The sequence below is a fragment of the Rubrivivax gelatinosus genome (assembly GCF_004340905.1).
GTDB classification, from domain to species: domain Bacteria; phylum Pseudomonadota; class Gammaproteobacteria; order Burkholderiales; family Burkholderiaceae_C; genus Rubrivivax; species Rubrivivax gelatinosus.
The window spans coordinates 454,039-471,523 of sequence record NZ_SLXD01000001.1 but is presented as its reverse complement, the minus strand read 5'-3'; the positions used below and the strand labels follow the sequence as shown (position 1 = coordinate 471,523).

At 72.9% G+C, this 17,485-nt stretch carries 14 protein-coding genes; 9 read left to right on the top strand and 5 right to left on the bottom strand.

Translation table 11 applies throughout. The annotated features are described in order from the left end of the window. Positions 1-4: 4 nt before the first annotated feature. Positions 5-1,720: an asparagine synthetase B family protein gene (locus tag EV684_RS02285; protein ID WP_132644576.1), complete on the bottom strand. Its 1,716-nt coding sequence runs from the start codon at positions 1,718-1,720 to the stop codon at positions 5-7. Continuing rightward, positions 1,717-2,907 carry a right-handed parallel beta-helix repeat-containing protein gene (locus EV684_RS02280; RefSeq protein ID WP_132644575.1) on the bottom strand — a complete coding sequence of 397 codons (1,191 nt, stop codon included), beginning with the start codon at positions 2,905-2,907 and terminating at the stop codon, positions 1,717-1,719. Before EV684_RS02280 ends, EV684_RS02285 begins: the two co-directional genes overlap by 4 nt. A gap of 214 nt (positions 2,908-3,121) precedes the next feature. Here EV684_RS02280 and EV684_RS02275 point away from each other — a divergent pair, with 214 nt between their 5' ends. From EV684_RS02275 to EV684_RS02250, 6 genes are read left to right on the top strand one after another with little or no spacing between them, the layout of a single operon-like run. Beyond that, positions 3,122-3,547 carry a hypothetical protein gene (locus EV684_RS02275; RefSeq protein WP_132644574.1) on the top strand — a complete coding sequence of 142 codons (426 nt, stop codon included), beginning with the start codon at positions 3,122-3,124 and terminating at the stop codon, positions 3,545-3,547. 52 nt (positions 3,548-3,599) lie between these two features. Next, on the top strand, positions 3,600-6,755 hold the full coding sequence (locus EV684_RS02270; RefSeq protein ID WP_132644573.1) for a VanZ family protein: 3,156 nt from the start codon (positions 3,600-3,602) through the stop codon (positions 6,753-6,755). Positions 6,756-6,806: 51 nt separating this feature from the next. Then, positions 6,807-7,130 carry a preprotein translocase subunit YajC gene (gene yajC, locus EV684_RS02265; RefSeq protein WP_132644572.1) on the top strand — a complete coding sequence of 108 codons (324 nt, stop codon included), beginning with the start codon at positions 6,807-6,809 and terminating at the stop codon, positions 7,128-7,130. Between the two features lie 51 nt (positions 7,131-7,181). Next, positions 7,182-9,089, top strand: coding sequence for a protein translocase subunit SecD (secD, locus tag EV684_RS02260; RefSeq protein WP_132644571.1), 1,908 nt, complete (start codon positions 7,182-7,184; stop codon positions 9,087-9,089). A 9-nt stretch (positions 9,090-9,098) separates the two neighbouring features. Beyond that, a complete protein-coding gene (gene secF / locus EV684_RS02255) occupies positions 9,099-10,133 on the top strand; it encodes a protein translocase subunit SecF (protein ID WP_132644570.1) in 1,035 nt (344 codons plus the stop codon). 49 nt (positions 10,134-10,182) lie between these two features. Beyond that, a complete protein-coding gene (locus EV684_RS02250) occupies positions 10,183-12,504 on the top strand; it encodes a DUF1631 family protein (protein ID WP_132644569.1) in 2,322 nt (773 codons plus the stop codon). A 24-nt stretch (positions 12,505-12,528) separates the two neighbouring features. On the opposite strand, the gene EV684_RS02245 is transcribed toward EV684_RS02250, so the two are convergent. Genes EV684_RS02245 through EV684_RS02235 form a run of 3 tightly spaced genes read right to left on the bottom strand, consistent with a single transcriptional unit; the run spans position 12,529 to position 15,311 of the window. Next, positions 12,529-12,981 carry a DUF494 family protein gene (locus EV684_RS02245; RefSeq protein WP_132644568.1) on the bottom strand — a complete coding sequence of 151 codons (453 nt, stop codon included), beginning with the start codon at positions 12,979-12,981 and terminating at the stop codon, positions 12,529-12,531. Between the two features lie 46 nt (positions 12,982-13,027). Beyond that, on the bottom strand, positions 13,028-14,128 hold the full coding sequence (dprA, locus tag EV684_RS02240; protein ID WP_132644567.1) for a DNA-processing protein DprA: 1,101 nt from the start codon (positions 14,126-14,128) through the stop codon (positions 13,028-13,030). Positions 14,129-14,150: 22 nt separating this feature from the next. After that, entirely contained in the window at positions 14,151-15,311 is a 1,161-nt protein-coding gene (locus tag EV684_RS02235) for a LysM peptidoglycan-binding domain-containing protein (protein ID WP_165908366.1), read from the bottom strand. 237 nt (positions 15,312-15,548) lie between these two features. On the opposite strand from EV684_RS02235, the gene def reads away from it, so the two are divergent. The 3 genes from def to EV684_RS02220 are packed head-to-tail and all read left to right on the top strand — an operon-like array spanning position 15,549 to position 17,435. Continuing rightward, a complete protein-coding gene (gene def / locus EV684_RS02230; protein WP_132644565.1) occupies positions 15,549-16,067 on the top strand; it encodes a peptide deformylase in 519 nt (172 codons plus the stop codon). Positions 16,068-16,072: 5 nt separating this feature from the next. Continuing rightward, on the top strand, positions 16,073-17,014 hold the full coding sequence (fmt, locus tag EV684_RS02225; RefSeq protein WP_132644768.1) for a methionyl-tRNA formyltransferase: 942 nt from the start codon (positions 16,073-16,075) through the stop codon (positions 17,012-17,014). Between the two features lie 49 nt (positions 17,015-17,063). Beyond that, positions 17,064-17,435, top strand: coding sequence for a hypothetical protein (locus tag EV684_RS02220; protein WP_132644564.1), 372 nt, complete (start codon positions 17,064-17,066; stop codon positions 17,433-17,435). The last annotated feature ends 50 nt before the right edge of the window (positions 17,436-17,485 follow it).

Below are 17,485 nucleotides of genomic sequence, written 5' to 3'. Positions count from 1 at the left end.
CGGCTCAACTCCGTCGGCCCGCCTCGTGCCCCTGCAGCCACTGCTCCATCATCATCAGGATCCACACCATCTCGCCGTAGTAGCCCGGGTGCGCGGGCAGCTTCTCGGCGAGCAGCGTCTCGATGAACTCGCGGCGCACGATGCCGCGCCCGGCCAGCGAGTGCAGCGTGTCGGTGGCGAAGTTGCGCAGCCCCGGGTGGCGCGTGGCCCAGACGCCGAAGGGCAGGCCGAAGCCCTGCTTCTTCTTCGTCAGGATCTCGTCGGGCAGGAAGCCGCGCAGCGCTTCCTTGAAGAACCAGCGCAGCTTGAGCCCCTTGAGCTTGCAGTCGGTGGGCAGCGCCAGCGAGAAGTCGACGACGCCACGCTCCAGGAACGGGAAGGCCACCGCCACGCCGGCCAGCGAGGTGGCGCCGCAGACCTTGGGCAGGTCGCTCTCGGCCAGCGTGTAGCGCCAGTCGTAGGCCAGCATGCGGTTGAGCGCGCTGGCCTCGCCGGCTTCGCGCCACACGGCGCGCTGCTGGCGCAGCGGGTCCCCGGCGTCCACGCGGGCCAGGAAGTCGGGCGTGAAGACCTCGGCCGTGCCCAGGCGCAGCAGCAGGTTGTACATCTGCATGCGGTCGGGCAGCGGCACCTTGGCCTGCTCGACGTAGCTGCGGCCCTTGCGCGCCAGCGGCAGCGCGCCGACCGGCGTGCCTTCCAGCAGCGGCTCGAGCAGGCCGCGGCGCAGCACGCCGGGCACGGCGTCGTACCAGCCGAAGATGCGCTGCTTGGCGTAGCGTGCGTTGCCGCCGTAGAGCTCGTCGCCGCCGTCGCCGGCCAGCAGCCGCGTGACGCCGTCCTCGCGCGCCATCTTCGCGCAGTAGAAGGCCGGCAGCGCCGACGAGTTGCCGAAGGGCTGGTCGAAATGGCGCGCCACCTCGGGGATGCTGCGCACCAGGTCGGCCGGGGTCACGTAGTACTCGTGGTGCTCGGTGCCGAAGCGTTTGGCGGCGATGCGCGCGAAGGCCATCTCGTCGTAGCCCTCGGCCTCGAAGCCGATCGAGTAGGTCGCCGCGCGCCCGGCGACGTCCTTGATCATGCCGGCCACCGTCGAGCTGTCGGTGCCGCCGGACAGGAAGCAGCCGGGCTTGCTGCCGTCGAGCTCGCCCGCCACGGCCTCGCGCAGCCGGCTGCGGAAACCCCGCGCCAGCGCGTCGAAGTCGGGCCGCGCCGGCTCCTCGAAGCGTGCGTCCCAGTAGCGCCGCACCTCGATGTGCTGGCCGTCGAACCAGGCGCAGTGCCCCGGCGGCAGGCGGAACACGCCTTCGAAGACGGTGCGCGGCGAGGGGATGGCGTGGAAATAGAGGTAGTCGTAGATCGATTGCGCCGACAGCTCCGCCGCGGGCTCGGCGGCGGCCAGCGCGTCGGCACGCTCGGCGAACAGCAGCCGGGTGCCGACCCGGCGCCAGCACAGCGTGCGCACCGCGAAACGGTCGACGGCGAGGAAGACGCGGCCGCGCGCGTCGGCCAGGCCGACGGCGAACGGGCCGTCGACGGCGGCGGCCGCGCGCACCGCCGCGTCCAGGCTGTCGATGGTCGCGGCGGCGCGGTGCCAGGCGGCGGCGGGGCCGTCGCGGCGCGCCAGTTCGGCGAGCTGCGGGTCGCTGAAGCGGGGCTCGCCGACGGCGAGTTCGTGGTCGGGCGCGCGCCGCGTGAGCGGCAGCGTGGTCGTGGTCATCATGCGTGGGCGATCTGCTGCAGGGCGCCGGGCCGGCGTGCCGCGCCGGCCAGCGGCGCCAGGCCGCGAGGGTGTCGGTATTCGAAGGCGGGGGCGAGCGCGTGGCCGTCGAAGCGCCCGCAGTCGACGGCGTCGGCGGGCACGGCGCGATCGTCGGCCGGGCGGTAGTCGAAAGCGGCGGCGTCGGCGAAGGCGCTGCGCGCGACGCGCGGGTTGTGGCGGTACTCGCCGGGGCCGGCGGCTTCCAGCGGCGCGGCGTCGCCGCACAGCAGGTTGTTCAGCGCGCGCAGCTCGACCTCGGCACCGGGCGCCACGCGCAGGAAGCGGCTGTCGCCGCCACGTTCGTCGACCAGCGTGTTGTGCACCAGCACCAGCGCCTGGCGCGTCGGGCGGTAGCCCTCGGCGCCGAAGGACACGAGGATCGGGTTGTCGGTGCCCGGCGACTGCTGGATCAGGTTGCCGACGACGACGGCGACGCCGCCGTTGGGGAACTCCAGCTCGTAGCTGGAGCGCCCCCCCCGCTCGTCGGTGAGGCGGTTGTGCAGCACCAGGCTGGCGGCGGCGCGGCTCTTGATCAGGTGGCCGATGCTGCCGTGGTGCAGCCAGCAGCCGTGCACGGCCAGGGTGCGGATCGCGCCGGCGTAGAGCTGGTGGTTGTGGCCGTCGGGGCGCAGGTTGTGGGCGAACTCGCAGCGCTCGGCGCGCAGCTCGGCCTGGGGGTCGTTGCTGGTCAGCAGGCCCATCTCGTTGCCGACGAAGCGGCAGTCGCGCGCCACGAGGCGGCCGCGTTCGAAGCGGATGCCGGCGCCGTTGCGGCTCGCGACGCGGCAGCCCTCGAAGTCGAAGCCTTCGACGACGAAGTGGCCGCCGCGCAGCACCCAGATCGCCTTGTCCTCGGCGGCGCGTCCGTCCGCGAGCAGGCGCACGCGGCCGCCGCGGGCGCGCAGCGTCAGGCGGCGCTGGGTGAAGACGGCGACGTCGCCGCGGTACTCGCCGGCGTCGACCTCGATGACGTCGCCGTCGCGCGCGGCGCGCGCGGCATCGGCGATGCGCTCGAAGCGGCGGCCCGGCCCCACCTGCAGCGGCGCGGCGGCTGCGGCCAGCCGCGGCAGCGCCAGGCCCGCGGCGAGCGCGGCCAGCGCGCGCCGGCGGTCGGGACGCGGCGGAGGGGGAGGGCGTCGTGAGGGCATGGCCGGGCGCATGAGGCGGGTGGCAGCCGCGGCCGGGCACCGGCTCGGGGCGCGGGGCAGTGTAGCCACGCGCCCGCGTGCGTTCTTCACGAACCGCCCGAGGCGGCTCCCCGTTTCCCGGGGGGGTGGTGCGGCTGTTTCCAACGGTGACGCCCCCCTAGACTGCCCGGCGGAGCGTCCGCGAGGGGCGGGCGAGGGACGAGGGATCCGAGAGATGACGACGAAGACGATCGCCGCCGCGCTGCTGGCGCTGGCCGCGGCTCCGGCCACCTGGGCGCAGGCCGCCTGTCCGAGCGGCTCGGAGGAGCTCATGCAGAGGCAGATCCTCGCCGCGGTGAACAACAGCACGATGTGCGCCCAGCGTGGCGACGAGCGCTGGCAGGAGTTCCATCGCAGCGACAACGTGCTGGTCGACTACAAGCTCGGGCCGACCAGCAAGATGGATCCGAGCAAGCCGGTGGGCCGCTGGCGCACCGACAAGATCGGCGCCACCGGGGTCCTGGTGCAGACCTACGACGGCACGAGCTACAGCTGGCGCGTGTGCCGCACCGGCCCGCGCCAGCTGACGCTGTTGCCGCATGGGGGCAGCCAGGCGTCGGTCAGCGTTCGTATGATGGACGGCCAAGTCTCCTGCCGCTGATCCGCCCCGGTGTGTGTCCCGGGGGTTCGGCGCATCGCGCCGACCGTCCCGCATGGCTGACCGTTCCCGGCTGATCGCGGCCTTCGCCGCCTACGCGCTCTTCGTCGTCTACGGCAGCCTGGTGCCGCTGGACCCGGTGGCGCTGGCGCCTGGCGAGGCGCTGGCGCGTTTCACACGCATCCCGTTCCTGTCGCTGGGCGTGGGTTCGCGTGCCGACTGGGTGGCCAACGGCGTGCTGTACCTGCCGCTGGGCGTGCTCGCCGCGCGCAGCGCGCGTGCGCTGGGCCTGGGCGCGGCGGCGCCGTGGCTGGCCTTCGTCGGGGTGGCGGCGCTGGCGGTCGCGGTGGAGTTCGCGCAGCTCTTCTTCCCGCCGCGCACGGTCTCGCAGAACGACCTGCTGGCCGAGTTCATCGGTGCCGGGCTGGGCATCGTGCTGGCCCCGGTGGCCGCGGCCGGCGTGCGGCGGCTGCTCGACGGCCTGCACGGCGGCGCGCGGCTGTGGGGGCCGCGCCTGCTGGAGCTGTACGCGCTGGCCTGGCTGGCGCTGTCGCTGTTTCCCTACGACCTGCTGCTGACGCCGGGCGAGCTGGCGGCCAAGCTGCGTTCGCCGCAGTGGGGCTGGGTCTTCGCGCCGATCGACGGCGGGGCGCTGGCGCTGCTCAAGCTCGCCGTCGAGGCGGCGGTCGCGGCGCCGGTGGGCTGGCTGCTGGCGCTGCGCTGGCGGCGCGAGGCGGCGGCGGCGGCGCTGGCCGGCGTGGCGGTGGGCGTGGCGCTGGAAGTGGTGCAGCTGCTGCTGGCTTCGGGGGTCAGCCAGGGCGCTTCGGTGCTGGCGCGCGCGGCGGGTTTCGCCGCCGGCGCCGCGCTGGCGCCGCGGCTGGCCGCCGGCGGCGCACCGGCGGCCGCCGGCTGGCTGCGCCGGCTGACGCCCTGGATCCTGATCGCCTGGCTGCCGGTGCTGGTGGCGGTGAACGGTGGCTTGCGCGGGCCCTGGCACGGCCTGCCCGGCGCGCTGGCGTCCTGGCGCGAGCTGCACCTGCTGCCCTTTTACTACCACTACTACACGACCGAGGCGCAGGCCCTGCAGAGCGCGGGCAGCGTGGCGCTGGCCTACCTGCCGCTGGCGGCGCTGGGCTGGGCCTGGGGCCGGCCGGCGCGCACGTCGGCGCTGTGGGTGCTGACGGCGGTGGCGCTGGTCGAGGCGGGCAAGCTCTTCCTCGGCGGCGGCCGCCACCCCGACCCGACCAATCTGCTGATCGCGCCGGCAGCGGCCTGGGGGCTGCACGCGCTGCTGCGGGCGCTGGCCGCAGCGCCGCGCGCGGCGCCTGCGCCGGCGGCCCGCCCGGAGCCCGCCGGGCCGCTGCGGCCCCCGCGTCTGCCCTGGCTGCTGCCGCCGCTGCTGCTGGCGGCGGCGCTGGCCTACCAGCCCTTCGCCGGCCTGCTGCTGGCCGGCCTGCTGGCGGCCTGCGCGGCGGTGGCCTGGCGGCCGGTGCTGGCGCTGGCGCTGGTGCCGGCGGCACTGCCGGTGCTGGACCTGGCGCCGTGGACCGGCCGCTTCTTCGTCGACGAGTTCGACCTGCTGCTGCTGGCCTGCGTGGCCGTCGTGGCGGCGCGCGTGCCGCCGCCGGCGGCGGCCACCCGCGTGCCGCGGGCGCTGGCGCTGGCCTTCGGGCTGCTGGCGGTCTCGCTGGCGATATCGGGCCTGCGTGCGCTGTGGCCGCTGGCGCTGCCGGCGGCGGGCGACTGGTGGAGCTTCACGAGCCCGGTCAACGCGCTGCGCCTGCTGAAGGGCGCGCTCGAGGCCTGGCTGCTGGTCGGGCTGTGGCGGCGGCTGGAGCGCGACGGCGCGGCGCGGGCCACGGTCTTCGGCGCCGGCATGGCGGCGGGGCTGGCGCTGACCGTGGCCTGGATCGTCGCCGAACGTTCGGCCTTCGCCGGGCTGCTGGACTTCGGCGCCGGCTACCGTGTCACCGGGCCGTTCTCGGCGATGCACCGCGGCGGCGCGTATGTCGAGTGTTGTCTGGCCGTCGGGCTGGCCTTCGTGCTGGCGGCGACGCTGCAGGCGCGCACGCTGGCCGCGCGCGCCGGCGGCCTGCTGCTGCTGGGCGCCGCGGCCTACGCGCTGGCGGTGACGTACTCGCGCAACGGCTGGGTGGCCGGAGCGCTGGCGCTGGTGGTCACCGCGGCGCTGATGCTGTCGCGCCGCGGCACCGCGCGTGGCGCGCGCATGCTGGCCGGGGTGGCGCTGGTGCTGACGGCGGCCGCGGCGCTGCCGGTGCTGCTGGGCTCCTTCGCGCAGGAGCGCCTGGGCCGCAGCGGCCAGGACCTGGCCACGCGCCAGGCGCACTGGGCCGACGCGCTGGCGCTGCGCGCGCCCGGGGCGGCCTCGCGCCTGTTCGGCGAAGGCCTGGGGCGTTTCCCCGATCTGCACTACTGGCGCAGCCGCGAGGCCCGGCACGCCGGCAGCCTGCACTGGCACGACGAAGGCGGCCGGCGTTTCGTGCGCCTGGGGCCGGGCACGACGCTGTACCTGGAGCAGATCGTCGAGCCGGGCGACGCCGCGACGCTCGCGCTCGCCGCGACGCTGCGCCGCAGTGCCGGCCCGGCGACGCTGGCCGTGGCGCTGTGCCGCAAGACGATGCGCAGCTCGCAGGACTGCCGCTTCGCGCAGCTCGACGCCGGCGCCGGCGGCGGCGCCTGGGCCGCCGCGGCGCCGCTGACGCTGGAGGTGCCGCCGGGTGCGCTGCCGCTGAAGCTGGCGCTGCTGACGCCGGCCGAGGGCCCGGCGCTGGACGTCGACGCGGTCTCGCTGCGCGACGCCGCGGGCACCGAACGCCTGGCCAACGGCGGTTTCGACGCCGGCCTGGCGCGCTGGTTCTTCTCGACCGACTACGAACCCGCCTGGCACATCGACAGCCTGCCGGTGGCCCTGCTGTTCGAGCAGGGCTGGTTCGGCCTGGCGGCCTGGGCGGTGGTGCTGGGGCTCGCCGCCGCGGCGGCGCTGTCGCGTGCGCGCCGCGGCGAGCCGCTGTCGGCCGCCGCCGCCGGGGCGCTCGCGGCCTTCGTCGCCAGCGGGCTGCTCAACACGCTGGTGGACACGCCGCGTTTCCTGCTGCTGGCGCTGCTGCTGCCCTGGCTGGCCGCCGCCGCGCCGCCCGACTCCCCGCACAGCGAGGGCCCGCACGCTCCGCGGGACGGGGCCGCCCCCTAGAATTGCCGGTTCGCCCGCGCCAGCGGGCTCCAGACATCCAGAAGGATCGCCGTGTTCATCTCTTCCGCCTTCGCCCAGGCCGCCGCTCCCGCGGGCGGCACCGAGTCCTCGCTCTTCAGCCTGCTGCCGCTGGTGCTGATGTTCGTGGTGCTGTACTTCATCATGATCCGTCCGCAGATGAAGAAGCAGAAGGAACACAAGACGATGGTCGAGGCGCTGGCCAAGGGCGACGAGGTCGTCATCGCCGGCGGCGTCATCGGCCGCGTGGCCAAGCTCAGCGACAGCATCCTGCACGTCGAGGTGGCCGACGGCGTCGAGCTGCAGGTGCAGCGCGTGTCGGTGCTCCAGGTCCTGCCCAAGGGCTCCTACAAGTAAAACCCGCGGGCGGCCCGCGCGGCCGCAGCCGACGCTGTCCCAGGAATCCCCATGAACCGCTACCCCTGGTGGAAGTACGCGATCCTCGCCTTCGCCTTCGTGGTCGGCCTGCTCTACACGGTGCCGAACTTCTACGGCGAGGCGCCCGCGGTGCAGGTGTCCTCGGGCAAGGCCACCGTCAAGATGGACCCGGCGATGGTCCAGCGCGTCGAGCAGATCCTCTCGGGCGCCGGGCTGAAGGCCGACTTCGTCCTGCTCGAGGGCAGCTCGGTGCGCGCGCGTTTTGACGACACCGACACGCAGATCAAGGCCAAGGACGCGATCGCGCATGCGCTGAACCCCGATCCGAACGATCCCACCTGGGTCGTCGCGCTGAACCTGGTGTCGCGTTCGCCGCAGTGGATGGCCAGCCTGCACGCGCTGCCGATGTACCTGGGCCTGGACCTGCGCGGCGGCGTGCACTTCCTGATGCAGGTCGACATGAAGGCCGCGCTGACGAAGAAGGCCGAGGCCGTCACCGGCGACGTGCGCACGCTGCTGCGCGACAAGAACATCCGCCACGCCGGCATCACGCGCGAGGGCAATGCCGTCGCGGTGCGTTTCCGCGAGACGGCGCTGGCCGAGCAGGCGCGCAGCGTGCTTGCCGACCAGCTGCAGGACCTGGACTGGACGGCGACGGCCGACGCCGCCACCGGCGACCTCAAGCTCGTCGGCACGCTCAAGCCCCAGGCCGCCACGCGCGTGCAGGAGCAGGCGCTCAAGCAGAACATCTCGACGCTGAACAACCGCGTCAACGAGCTCGGCGTCGCCGAGCCGGTGATCCAGCAGCAGGGCCTGGACCGCGTCGTCGTGCAGCTGCCCGGCGTGCAGGACACGGCCAAGGCCAAGGACATCATCGGCCGCACCGCGACGCTGGAGATCCGCCTCGTCAACGAGACCCAGGAGGCGGTCGACGCGGTGCGCGGCGCCGGCCCGGTGCCCTTCGGCAGCGAGCGGTTCCTGGAGCGCGGCGGCCAGCCGGTGATCGTCTACCGCAACGTCGTGCTGACCGGCGAGAACCTCACCGACGCCCAGCCCGGCTTCGACGGCCAGACCAACGAACCCACCGTCAACCTGACGCTGGACGCCCGCGGCGCGCGCATCTTCAAGGACGTGACGCGCGAGAACGTCGGCAAGCGCATGGCCATCCTGCTCTTCGAGAAGGGCAAGGGCGAGGTCGTCACCGCGCCCGTGATCCGCACCGAGATCGGCGGCGGCCGGGTGCAGATCTCGGGCCGCATGACGACCGAGGAGGCGAGCGACCAGGCGCTGCTGCTGCGTGCCGGCTCGCTGGCCGCGCCGATGGAGATCATCGAGGAGCGCACCATCGGCCCGAGCCTGGGCGCCGAGAACATCGCCAAGGGCTTCAACAGCGTGCTGTGGGGCTTCGTCGCGATCGCGGTCTTCATGTGCGCCTACTACATGCTGTTCGGCGTGTTCTCGACGGTGGCGCTGGCGTTCAACCTGCTGATGCTGATCGCGCTGCTGTCGATGCTGCAGGCGACGCTGTCGCTGCCGGGCATCGCCGCCATCGCGCTGGTGCTGGGCATGGCGATCGACTCGAACGTGCTGATCAACGAACGCGTGCGCGAGGAGCTGCGCAACGGTGCGCCGCCGCAGGTGGCGATCAGCGCCGGCTACGAGCGCGCCTTCGCCACCATCCTCGACTCGAACGTGACGACGCTGATCGCGGGCCTGGCGCTGCTGGCCTTCGGTTCAGGCCCGGTGCGCGGCTTCGCCGTCGTGCACTGCCTGGGCATCCTGACCTCGATGTTCTCGTCGGTGATGTTCTCGCGTGGCCTGGTGAACCTCTGGTACGGCCGCCAGAAGAAGCTCAAGACGGTGGCGATCGGCCAGGTCTGGCGCCCGAACGGCGGCAACACCGTGCCCGCCGAAGACAAGCAAAACGCCAAGGCCTGAGGGGGACATATGGAGTTCTTCCGTTTCCGTCGCGACATCCCGTTCATGCGCTACACGCTGGCGCTGAACCTCATCTCGTTCCTGACCTTCCTGGCCGCGGTGTTCTTCCTGTTCACGCGCGGGCTGCACCTGTCGATCGAGTTCACCGGCGGCAGCGTCGTCGAGGTCGCGTACTCGCAGCCGGCCGATCTGGAGCGCACGCGCCAGGCGGTCGAGACGCTGGGTTTCGGCGAGGTGCAGGTGCAGAACTTCGGCACCTCGCGCGACGTGATGATCCGGCTGCCGCTGCGCGAGGGTCAGAAGCAGGACCAGGTCTCGGGCCAGGTCTTTGGCGCGCTGTGCGCCGCCGAGAGCGGCAGCGTCGGCACCAAGGAATACACGACGCCTCAGGGCGAGCAGGTGAGTCGCCCGTCGTGCACCACGGCCTCGGGTGACGAGCCGCTGCGGCTGTCGCGCACCGAACTCGTCGGCCCCTCCGTCGGCGCTGAACTGGCGCGCGACGGGGCAATGGCGCTGGCCTTCACGGTGCTGGGCATCATGGCCTACCTGGCCTTCCGCTTCGAGTGGAAGTTCGCGGTCGCCGGCATCATCGCCAACCTGCACGACGTGGTCATCATCCTGGGCTTCTTCGCCTTCTTCCAGTGGGAGTTCTCGCTGGCGGTGCTGGCGGCGGTGCTGGCGGTGCTGGGCTACTCGGTCAACGAGTCGGTGGTCATCTTCGACCGCATCCGCGAGACCTTCCGCAAGATGCGCAAGATGTCGACGCACCAGGTGATCGACCACGCGATCACGAGCACCACCAGCCGCACGATCATCACCCACGGTTCCACCCAGATGATGGTGCTGTCGATGCTGTTCTTCGGCGGCGCGACGCTGCACTACTTCGCCGTCGCGCTGACGATCGGCATCCTGTTCGGCATCTACTCGTCGATCTTCGTCGCCGCCGGCATCGCGATGTGGCTGGGCGTCAAGCGCGAGGATCTCGTGAAGACGGGCGGCAAGGAGAACGATCCGAACGACCCGAACGCCGGGGCCGTGGTGTAGAGTCGACGCAACGGCCGCCCGCGGCCTTGCAAAGACGGACGACCGACCGATGGCGACCGGCGCCCCCAACACCAACCTCGCGAGCCAGGCCCGGCGCCTGTACACCGAGGAACTGGTGAAGGGCCTGCCGGCGCTCGTGCAGGCCGCGCTCGATGGCGCGCGCGCGCTGTTCGAGAAGCCCAGCGAACACGCCTCGTTCCAGCGCCGGCGCGACATGATGCAGGGGCTGAACGCAGGCGCGCAGTCCTGGCACCGCGGCCTCGTCAACGGGCTGCGCCACGCGCTGCTGCACGGCGGCTCCACCACCCGGCTGGGTGACCTGCCGTCGATGTCGCCGGGCCAGCTGACGCTGGTCGACGACGACACCATCGAGCTCGAGATCGTCACCTCGCGCCTGGCGCTGGCGATGATGGACCGCGCGTCCTGGGAGTTCGCCGACCTGCGTTCGCGCGTGGCCCACCTCGAAGGCCGTGCCGAGCTCGATGCCCACGACATGCTGCGCGCGCACGTGCTGGCGCGCATCGTCTTCGAGGCCTGGCGCTCGTCGGGCCAGACGCTCGCGTCCTGGCGCGAGCTGCAGCCGGTGCTGCACGAGGAGTTCTCGCTGCTCGTCGAGGAGGCCTACCACGAGACCAACCGCTGGCTCGCCGAACGCGGCGTGCTGCCCGAGGTCGACCTGAGGCCGTTCATCCGGCGTTCGCGCGCGCATCCCGCGGCGCTGCCCTCGGGCGGCGGCTACGCCGGCGGCGGCGGCGATGCCACTCCGTCGTCGGGCTTCGGCCACGTGCCGGTCGCCGGGCCGCCGTCGGCCTACGGCTCGGCCAGCGGGCTGATGCGCGGCGTCGGCGACGAGACGCGGCTGATGACGCGCGCCGCGCCGCTGGCGCGCGGCCGCGACCACGCCGAGGCGGTGCTCGGCCGGCTCAACCGGCTGGTGGGACGCCAGGTGCCGGCCTTCGGCCAGTCGACGCGGCCGCAGGGCCTGTCGCCCGGTCTGGCGCGTGCCATCGACACCGCCGAGGCCGGCATCCGCCAGCGTCTGACGACGACGGCCGCCGGTGCCGAGGCACAGGCCTCCGCGCCGGTGCTGCTGGAGGACATCCAGCAGCGCAAGCAGCAGCTGAAGAAGGCCGCGGCGACGCCCGAGGAGCGCGCCACGATCGAGATCGTCGCGTTGCTGTTCCAGAGCATCCTGACCGAGGAGCGCATCCCGGCGGCGGTGCGCGTGTGGTTCGCGCGCCTGCAGATGCCGGTGCTGCGCGTGGCCGTCACCGAACCCGACTTCTTCGCCACCGTCGACCACCCGGCGCGGCGCCTGATCGACCGCATGGGTGCCTGCGTGATGGGCTTCGACAGCGCGGCGCAGAAGGTCGGCGACGCGCTGGAGCGCGAGATCAAGCGCATCGTCCAGGTCGTCGAGGCCTATCCGGACACCGGCCGGCGCGTGTTCCAGACCGTGCTCACCGAGTTCGAGAAGTTCCTCGAGCACTACTTCCGCAACGAGAACGAGGCCACGCGGCGCGGGGTCTCGCTGGCGCAGCAGGTCGAGCAGCGCGAGACGCTGGCGATCCAGTACACGATCGAGCTGCGCCGCATGTTGAACGACATGCCGGTGCAGGAGGGCGTGCGCCAGTTCCTGTTCCATGTCTGGGCCGACGTGCTGGCGACCACCGCCGTGCGTTACGGCGCCCAGGGGCAGGAGACGCGCGCGATGAAACGCGCCGCGGCCGACCTGATCTGGTCGGCCAGCGCCAAGGTCACGCGCGAGGAGCGTGCCGAGGTCATCCGCCGCCTGCCGCCGCTGCTGAAGTCGCTGCGCGAGGGCATGGCCTCGGCCGGCATGGACGCCGAGCGTCAGGACGAACAGATCCAGCAGCTCAACAACTCGCTGGCGGCGGCCTTCACCGCCAAGACCGCGGCCATACCCGACGACCGCCTGCGCGAGCTGATGGACCGCCTGGAGACGCTGGAGGAGCTGCTGCCCGACGCCGAGGACGTGCGCATCGACGAGTCGATGGTGCTGGATCTCTCGGGCCACCAGAGCTCGGACCTCGAGGTCGTGCTCGACGGCGGTTCGATGCCGTCGCCGGCGATGCTGGCCTGGGCACGCGAGCTGCAGGTCGGCAGCTGGTTCATGCTCGAGTACCGCGAGCGCCACGAGGCGGTGCAGCTGGCCTGGCAGGGCATGCGCCGGCAGCTGTCGCTGTTCGTCACCTCGCAGGGCCGCTGCGTGCTGTTCCAGCAGCAGCGTCTGGCGTCGTACCTGCAGGCCGGGCTGCTGCTGCCGGCGCAGGACGAGGCGCTGACGGTGCGCGCCACGCGCAGCGCGCTGGCCAAGCTCGACGTCGACGCGTCGCGCCTGCTCAGCTAAGGGGCGGCCGGCGCCGGGCGCCGTTCAGTGGATCAGCCGGTCCTCGGCGGCGACGAAGAGTTCGTCGAGGATCAGCGCGTCGGGCTCCTCGCCAAGGCTCCAGAAGACCATCAGCACGATGATCTTCAGGTCCTCCAGGTCGATCGGGCCGTTGCCGACCGCGGTGGCGCGGTCGATGACCATCTCGCGCATCGGTGCCGGCAGCACGCCCGCGGATTCGAGGAAGCAGATGAAGCCGATGGACTCCTCGCCGAGCAGGTCGCGCTCGGACTCGGTGTAGACCCGCAGGCTGCCGGACATCGTGCTGCCGACGCAGGAGTCGGCGCTGCTCGCCAGGCCCTCGAGCCAGCGCAGCGCTTCCTGGATCTCGTCGGACTCGAATCCGACGGCCGACAGCTTGCGCTGGAGCTGCTGGGGGTCAGGACAGGCGTCCGGCCGCCAGTAGTTCTCGTAGAGGTACACGAGGACGTCGAACATGGAACCACTATAACCCAGGGGGGCGGCGGGTGCCGGGGGGCTGTTTTCAGCCTGCGCTGCGGCGTTGGAAAAGTCCGCCGGGCAGGCGCGCGACCCGTCCGTCGAGTTCCAGTTCGAGCAGGCGTGCGCTCAGTTCGGCGCTCGGCCAGCCGGTGCGCGCCAGCAGCGCGTCCAGCGTCGCCGGGTCGTGGCCGAGAGCCTCCAGCACCGGGTCGCACGGTTCGTCGGGGTCGGGTGGCGCGGGCGCCGCCGGCACGGCCGCGTGCATGCCGCGCAGCGTTTCCAGCACCTCGCCGGCACTTTCGACGAGCAGCGCGCCTTGCCGGATCAGCGCGTGGCAGCCGCGTGACTGCGGCGAGTGGATCGAGCCTGGCAGCGCGAACACCTCGCGTCCGGCTTCGGCGGCGAGCCGGGCGGTGATCAGCGAACCCGAGCGAGGTGCGGCCTCGACGACCAGCGTGCCGCGCGTCAGCGCCGCGATGATGCGGTTGCGCTGCGGAAAGTGCTCCGGCAGCACCGGTGTGCCGGGGTCGTATTCGCTGACGATCGCGCCGGTCTCGGCGATGCGCCGCGCCAGCGCCCGGTGGCGCGCCGGGTAGACCCGGTCGGGCCCGGTGCCGACGACGGCGATCGTCGTGCCGCCGGCGGCGAGTGCACCCTCATGCGCCGCGCCGTCGATGCCGGCGGCCAGGCCCGAGACGATCGCCAGGCCGGCCTCGGCCAGCGCGCGGGCGAACTCGCGCGCGTTGGCCAGGCCCTGCGGCGTCGCCTCGCGGCTGCCGACGATGGCCACCGACTCGGCGCTCAGCAGCTCCGGCCGGCCTTGCAGGTACAGCAGCAGCGGCGGGTCGGCGGTCTGCAGCAGCAGCGGCGGATACAGCGGGTCGCCGAGCGTGAGCACGTGGCGGTCTTCGCCGCCGGCCAGCCAGGCCTGCGCGGCGGCAAGCCGCGTGTCGCATTCGGGTGCCGGCCGCGCCATCGTGGCAGCCAGTGCCGGGCCGCCCAGGTCGCTCAGCGCCTGCGGCGCGGCGGCCAGCGCGGCCTCGGGGCCGCCGAACGCCGCCAGCAGCCGCCTGGCCCCCTCGCGCCCCAGCCCCGGCGTCTGCAGCAGCCGGAACCAGGCGTCGAAGTCGTCCGGGCACGCCATCGCGCTCTGCGGATCGGCGGCCTCAGGGGCCCGTGAAGCGGTCGCCCGGGGTGACGGGGTCCTTGACGTTGACGATCAAGGCGTAGGACACGCGCTCGAAGACGCTGAAGACGAAGAGCAGGCCGTGGCGCTCGTCGGGCAGCTGGATCGGCGTCTTCTTGCCGCTGGTGGTGTCGAAGTCGGCACGCCCGGCGCGCCAGAGCGCGAGCACGTGGCCACGCTCGAGGCCGTCGCGGCGGCCCTTGTTCAGCGCGACGATCTGGTTCTGTCCGGCCGACAACGCTTCGCCGTAGATGGAGGCGATGCGGCCTTCGATCGGCGCGGCCGGTGCATGCGGCGCGTAGGCCGTGAGTTCACGCTGCGGCACCGGCGAGAGCCGGTCGCCGACGCCGGCTTCCATCCGGATCGAGCTGACGACGAAGGACGCCGGCACGATGCGCGGCTTGCCGTCGGCGCCCAGGCGCTCCTCGCCGGGGCGCACGTAGTCGGCGGTGCCGACGTAGCGCGCCTCGTAGCCGAGGACCTCACGTGTCTCGGGGTCGCGCACCGGCTGCGGCTGGCGGAAGACGCGGAACTCGCGCGCGCCGCCCAGGTCGCCGAGCACGTAGGCGGTCTCGCCGCGCGACAGCAGCACCCGGCCTTCCTGCGTCGCCACGATGCGCGGCGCGAGCTCGAGCTCGTTGGTCTCGAAGACCACCGCCTCGTTGAGGAAGGGGCCGATCAGGTGCAGCGGGATGGCCGCGATCGCGCCGTTCTCGAGCAGTTCGGCGCGCACGCGCGGCGACAGCCTTTCGGTCGGCGGGTCGGCGCTCAGCGACTGGCCCACCTGCAGCGTCGCGCGGCCGTCGCGCTTGACCAGCACCAGCACCTGGCCGGGGAAGATCAGGTGCGGGTTGCGGATCTGCTCGAGGTTCATGCCCCACAGCTCGGGCCAGCGCCAGGGGCTCTTCAGGAACAGACTGGAGATGTCCCAGAGCGTGTCGCCGCGCTTGACGACGTGTGACTCGGGCGCGTCGGGCGCCAGTTCGGACAGCGGCACGCCGGCCTGGGCGACCTGGCGCGCGGTGTCGCGTTGCGTGGGCGTCACCGGGTAGTTCGGCGCGGCCAGGGCGGGCAGCGCGGCGGCGACGGCGGCGGCCATGGCGGCCTGCGCGGCGACGGCACCCCAGCGCGTGATCTTCATCGGCCTTGGGCGGCTCATGGGTCTTGGCTCTCCTCGCAAGGGGCGTCGCGCGGCGGTGCGACAATTCGCAAAGGCTGCGGGCGCGAACTGCTCACTTGAATTGGCAGATTCTGCCCGTAAACCCTTGCTGTCGAAACGATTTCGTCGTTGCCGCCGCGCCCGCGTGCAGCCGTTCACGCTGCCGGGCGCCGCGACGTGGCCCGGCTCCGACGACCGGGCGCCCTTCGCCGCCGCACCATGGCCCAACTCCCCATCCTGCGTTATCCCGATCCCCGGCTGCACAAGCTCGCCAAGCCGGTCGAAGCCGTCGACGCGCGCATCAAGCAGCTCGTCGCCGACATGCTCGAGACGATGTACGAATCCGAAGGCGTCGGCCTGGCCGCGACCCAGGTCGACGTGCACGAGCGCCTGTTCGTGATGGACACCTCGCCCGAGCACGACCAGCCGATGGTCTTCATCAACCCGCAGATCGTCGCCCGCAGCGAGGAGCTGGTGATCTGGGAAGAGGGCTGCCTGTCGGTGCCGCAGGTCTGGGACAAGGTGACGCGCAACGCCCGCGTGACGGTGCGTGCGCTCGACCGTGACGGCGCCGAGTTCGAGATCGCGCTCGAGGGCCTGGCCGCGGTCTGCGCCCAGCACGAGATCGACCACCTCGACGGCAAGGTGTTCGTCGAGTACCTCAGCTTGCTCAAGCGCGAGCGCATCAAGATCAAGATGGCCAAGCGCGCCCGCGAAGAAGCGCGCGGCGTCGCATGAGCCGTTTGCGCGCGGCCTTCGCCGGTACACCCGAGTTCGCGCGCGTCGCGCTCGACGCGATGCTCGCCGCCGGCATCGACGTGCCGCTGGTGCTGACCCAGCCCGATCGCCCGGCCGGCCGCGGCATGAAGCTGCAGGCCTCGCCGGTCAAGCAGTGCGCGCTGGCGCACGGCCTGCCGGTGGCGCAGCCGCGCAGCCTGCGCCTGGACGGCAAGTACCCCGACGAGGCGGCGGCCGGCCGCGCGGCGCTGCAGCAGGCGGCGCCCGACGTGCTCGTCGTCGCCGCCTACGGCCTGATCCTGCCGCAGTGGGTGCTGGACCTGCCGCGGCTGGGCTGCATCAACATCCACGGCTCGCTGCTGCCGCGCTGGCGCGGCGCGGCGCCGATCCACCGCGCGATCGAGGCCGGTGACGCCGAGACCGGCATCACGATCATGCAGATGGACGCCGGCCTGGACACCGGGCCGATGCTGCTGAAGGAGTCGCTGGCGATCGCCGCCGACGACACGACGGCGACGCTGCACGACAAGCTGGCGGCGCTGGGCGCGCGCCTCGTCGTCGACGCACTCGGCCGGCTCGACACGCTGACGCCCACGCCCCAGCCCGAAGCAGGCGCCAACTATGCCGCCAAGATCGAGAAGGCCGAAGGCGCCGTCGACTGGACGCTGCCGGCGGCGGTCATCGAACGCCGTGTGCGCGCCTTCGACCCCTTCCCCGGCTGCAGCTTCACGCTCGACGGCGAGGCGTTCAAGCTCTGGCGCGCCGCGCTCGTGGCCGGCGCCGGCGAGCCCGGCACGGTGCTCGCGGCGGGCGAGGGCGGTCTCGTCGTCGCCTGCGGCGAGGGCGCGCTGGAACTGCGCGAGCTGCAGCGCACCGGCGGGCGGCGCGTGCCGGCGGGCGAGTTCCTGAAGGGTCGGCCGGTCGCGCCGGGCGTGCGCCTGGCCTGAACCCGGCGCTCAAGCCGCCGCCGCGGCGGCCGATATTCCGGGGGTGAAGATGCTTCGCCTCCGTTCCCCGCTCCGTGTCGCGGCGGCCGTCGTGCTGCCGCTGGCGATCGCCGGCTGTGACCAGCTCGGCATCGAGTCGGCCACCGCCGTCGCCGCGAAGAAGGACGCCGACGGCCGCGCCATCGGTGCCGCCTGCCGCCACGCCGGCCGCGCGATCGAGGACTGCTTCGGCATGAACAAGAAGGCCGACAAGGCCGCCGTGTTCGCGGGCTGGAAGGAGATGAACGACTACATGCGCGAGAACAACCTCGAGGTCGTGCCGCCGCAGGGCGGCGGCACCGCGGTCGCCAAGGACGCGGCGACCGAGGATGCCAAGGACGAGGAGCCGGCGGCCGACGCCGGCCGCAAGAAGCGCTCCTGACGACGCTTCGTCGGCGCCGGCTGCGTTTCGTCGCGCCGCTGTCGCGGCAT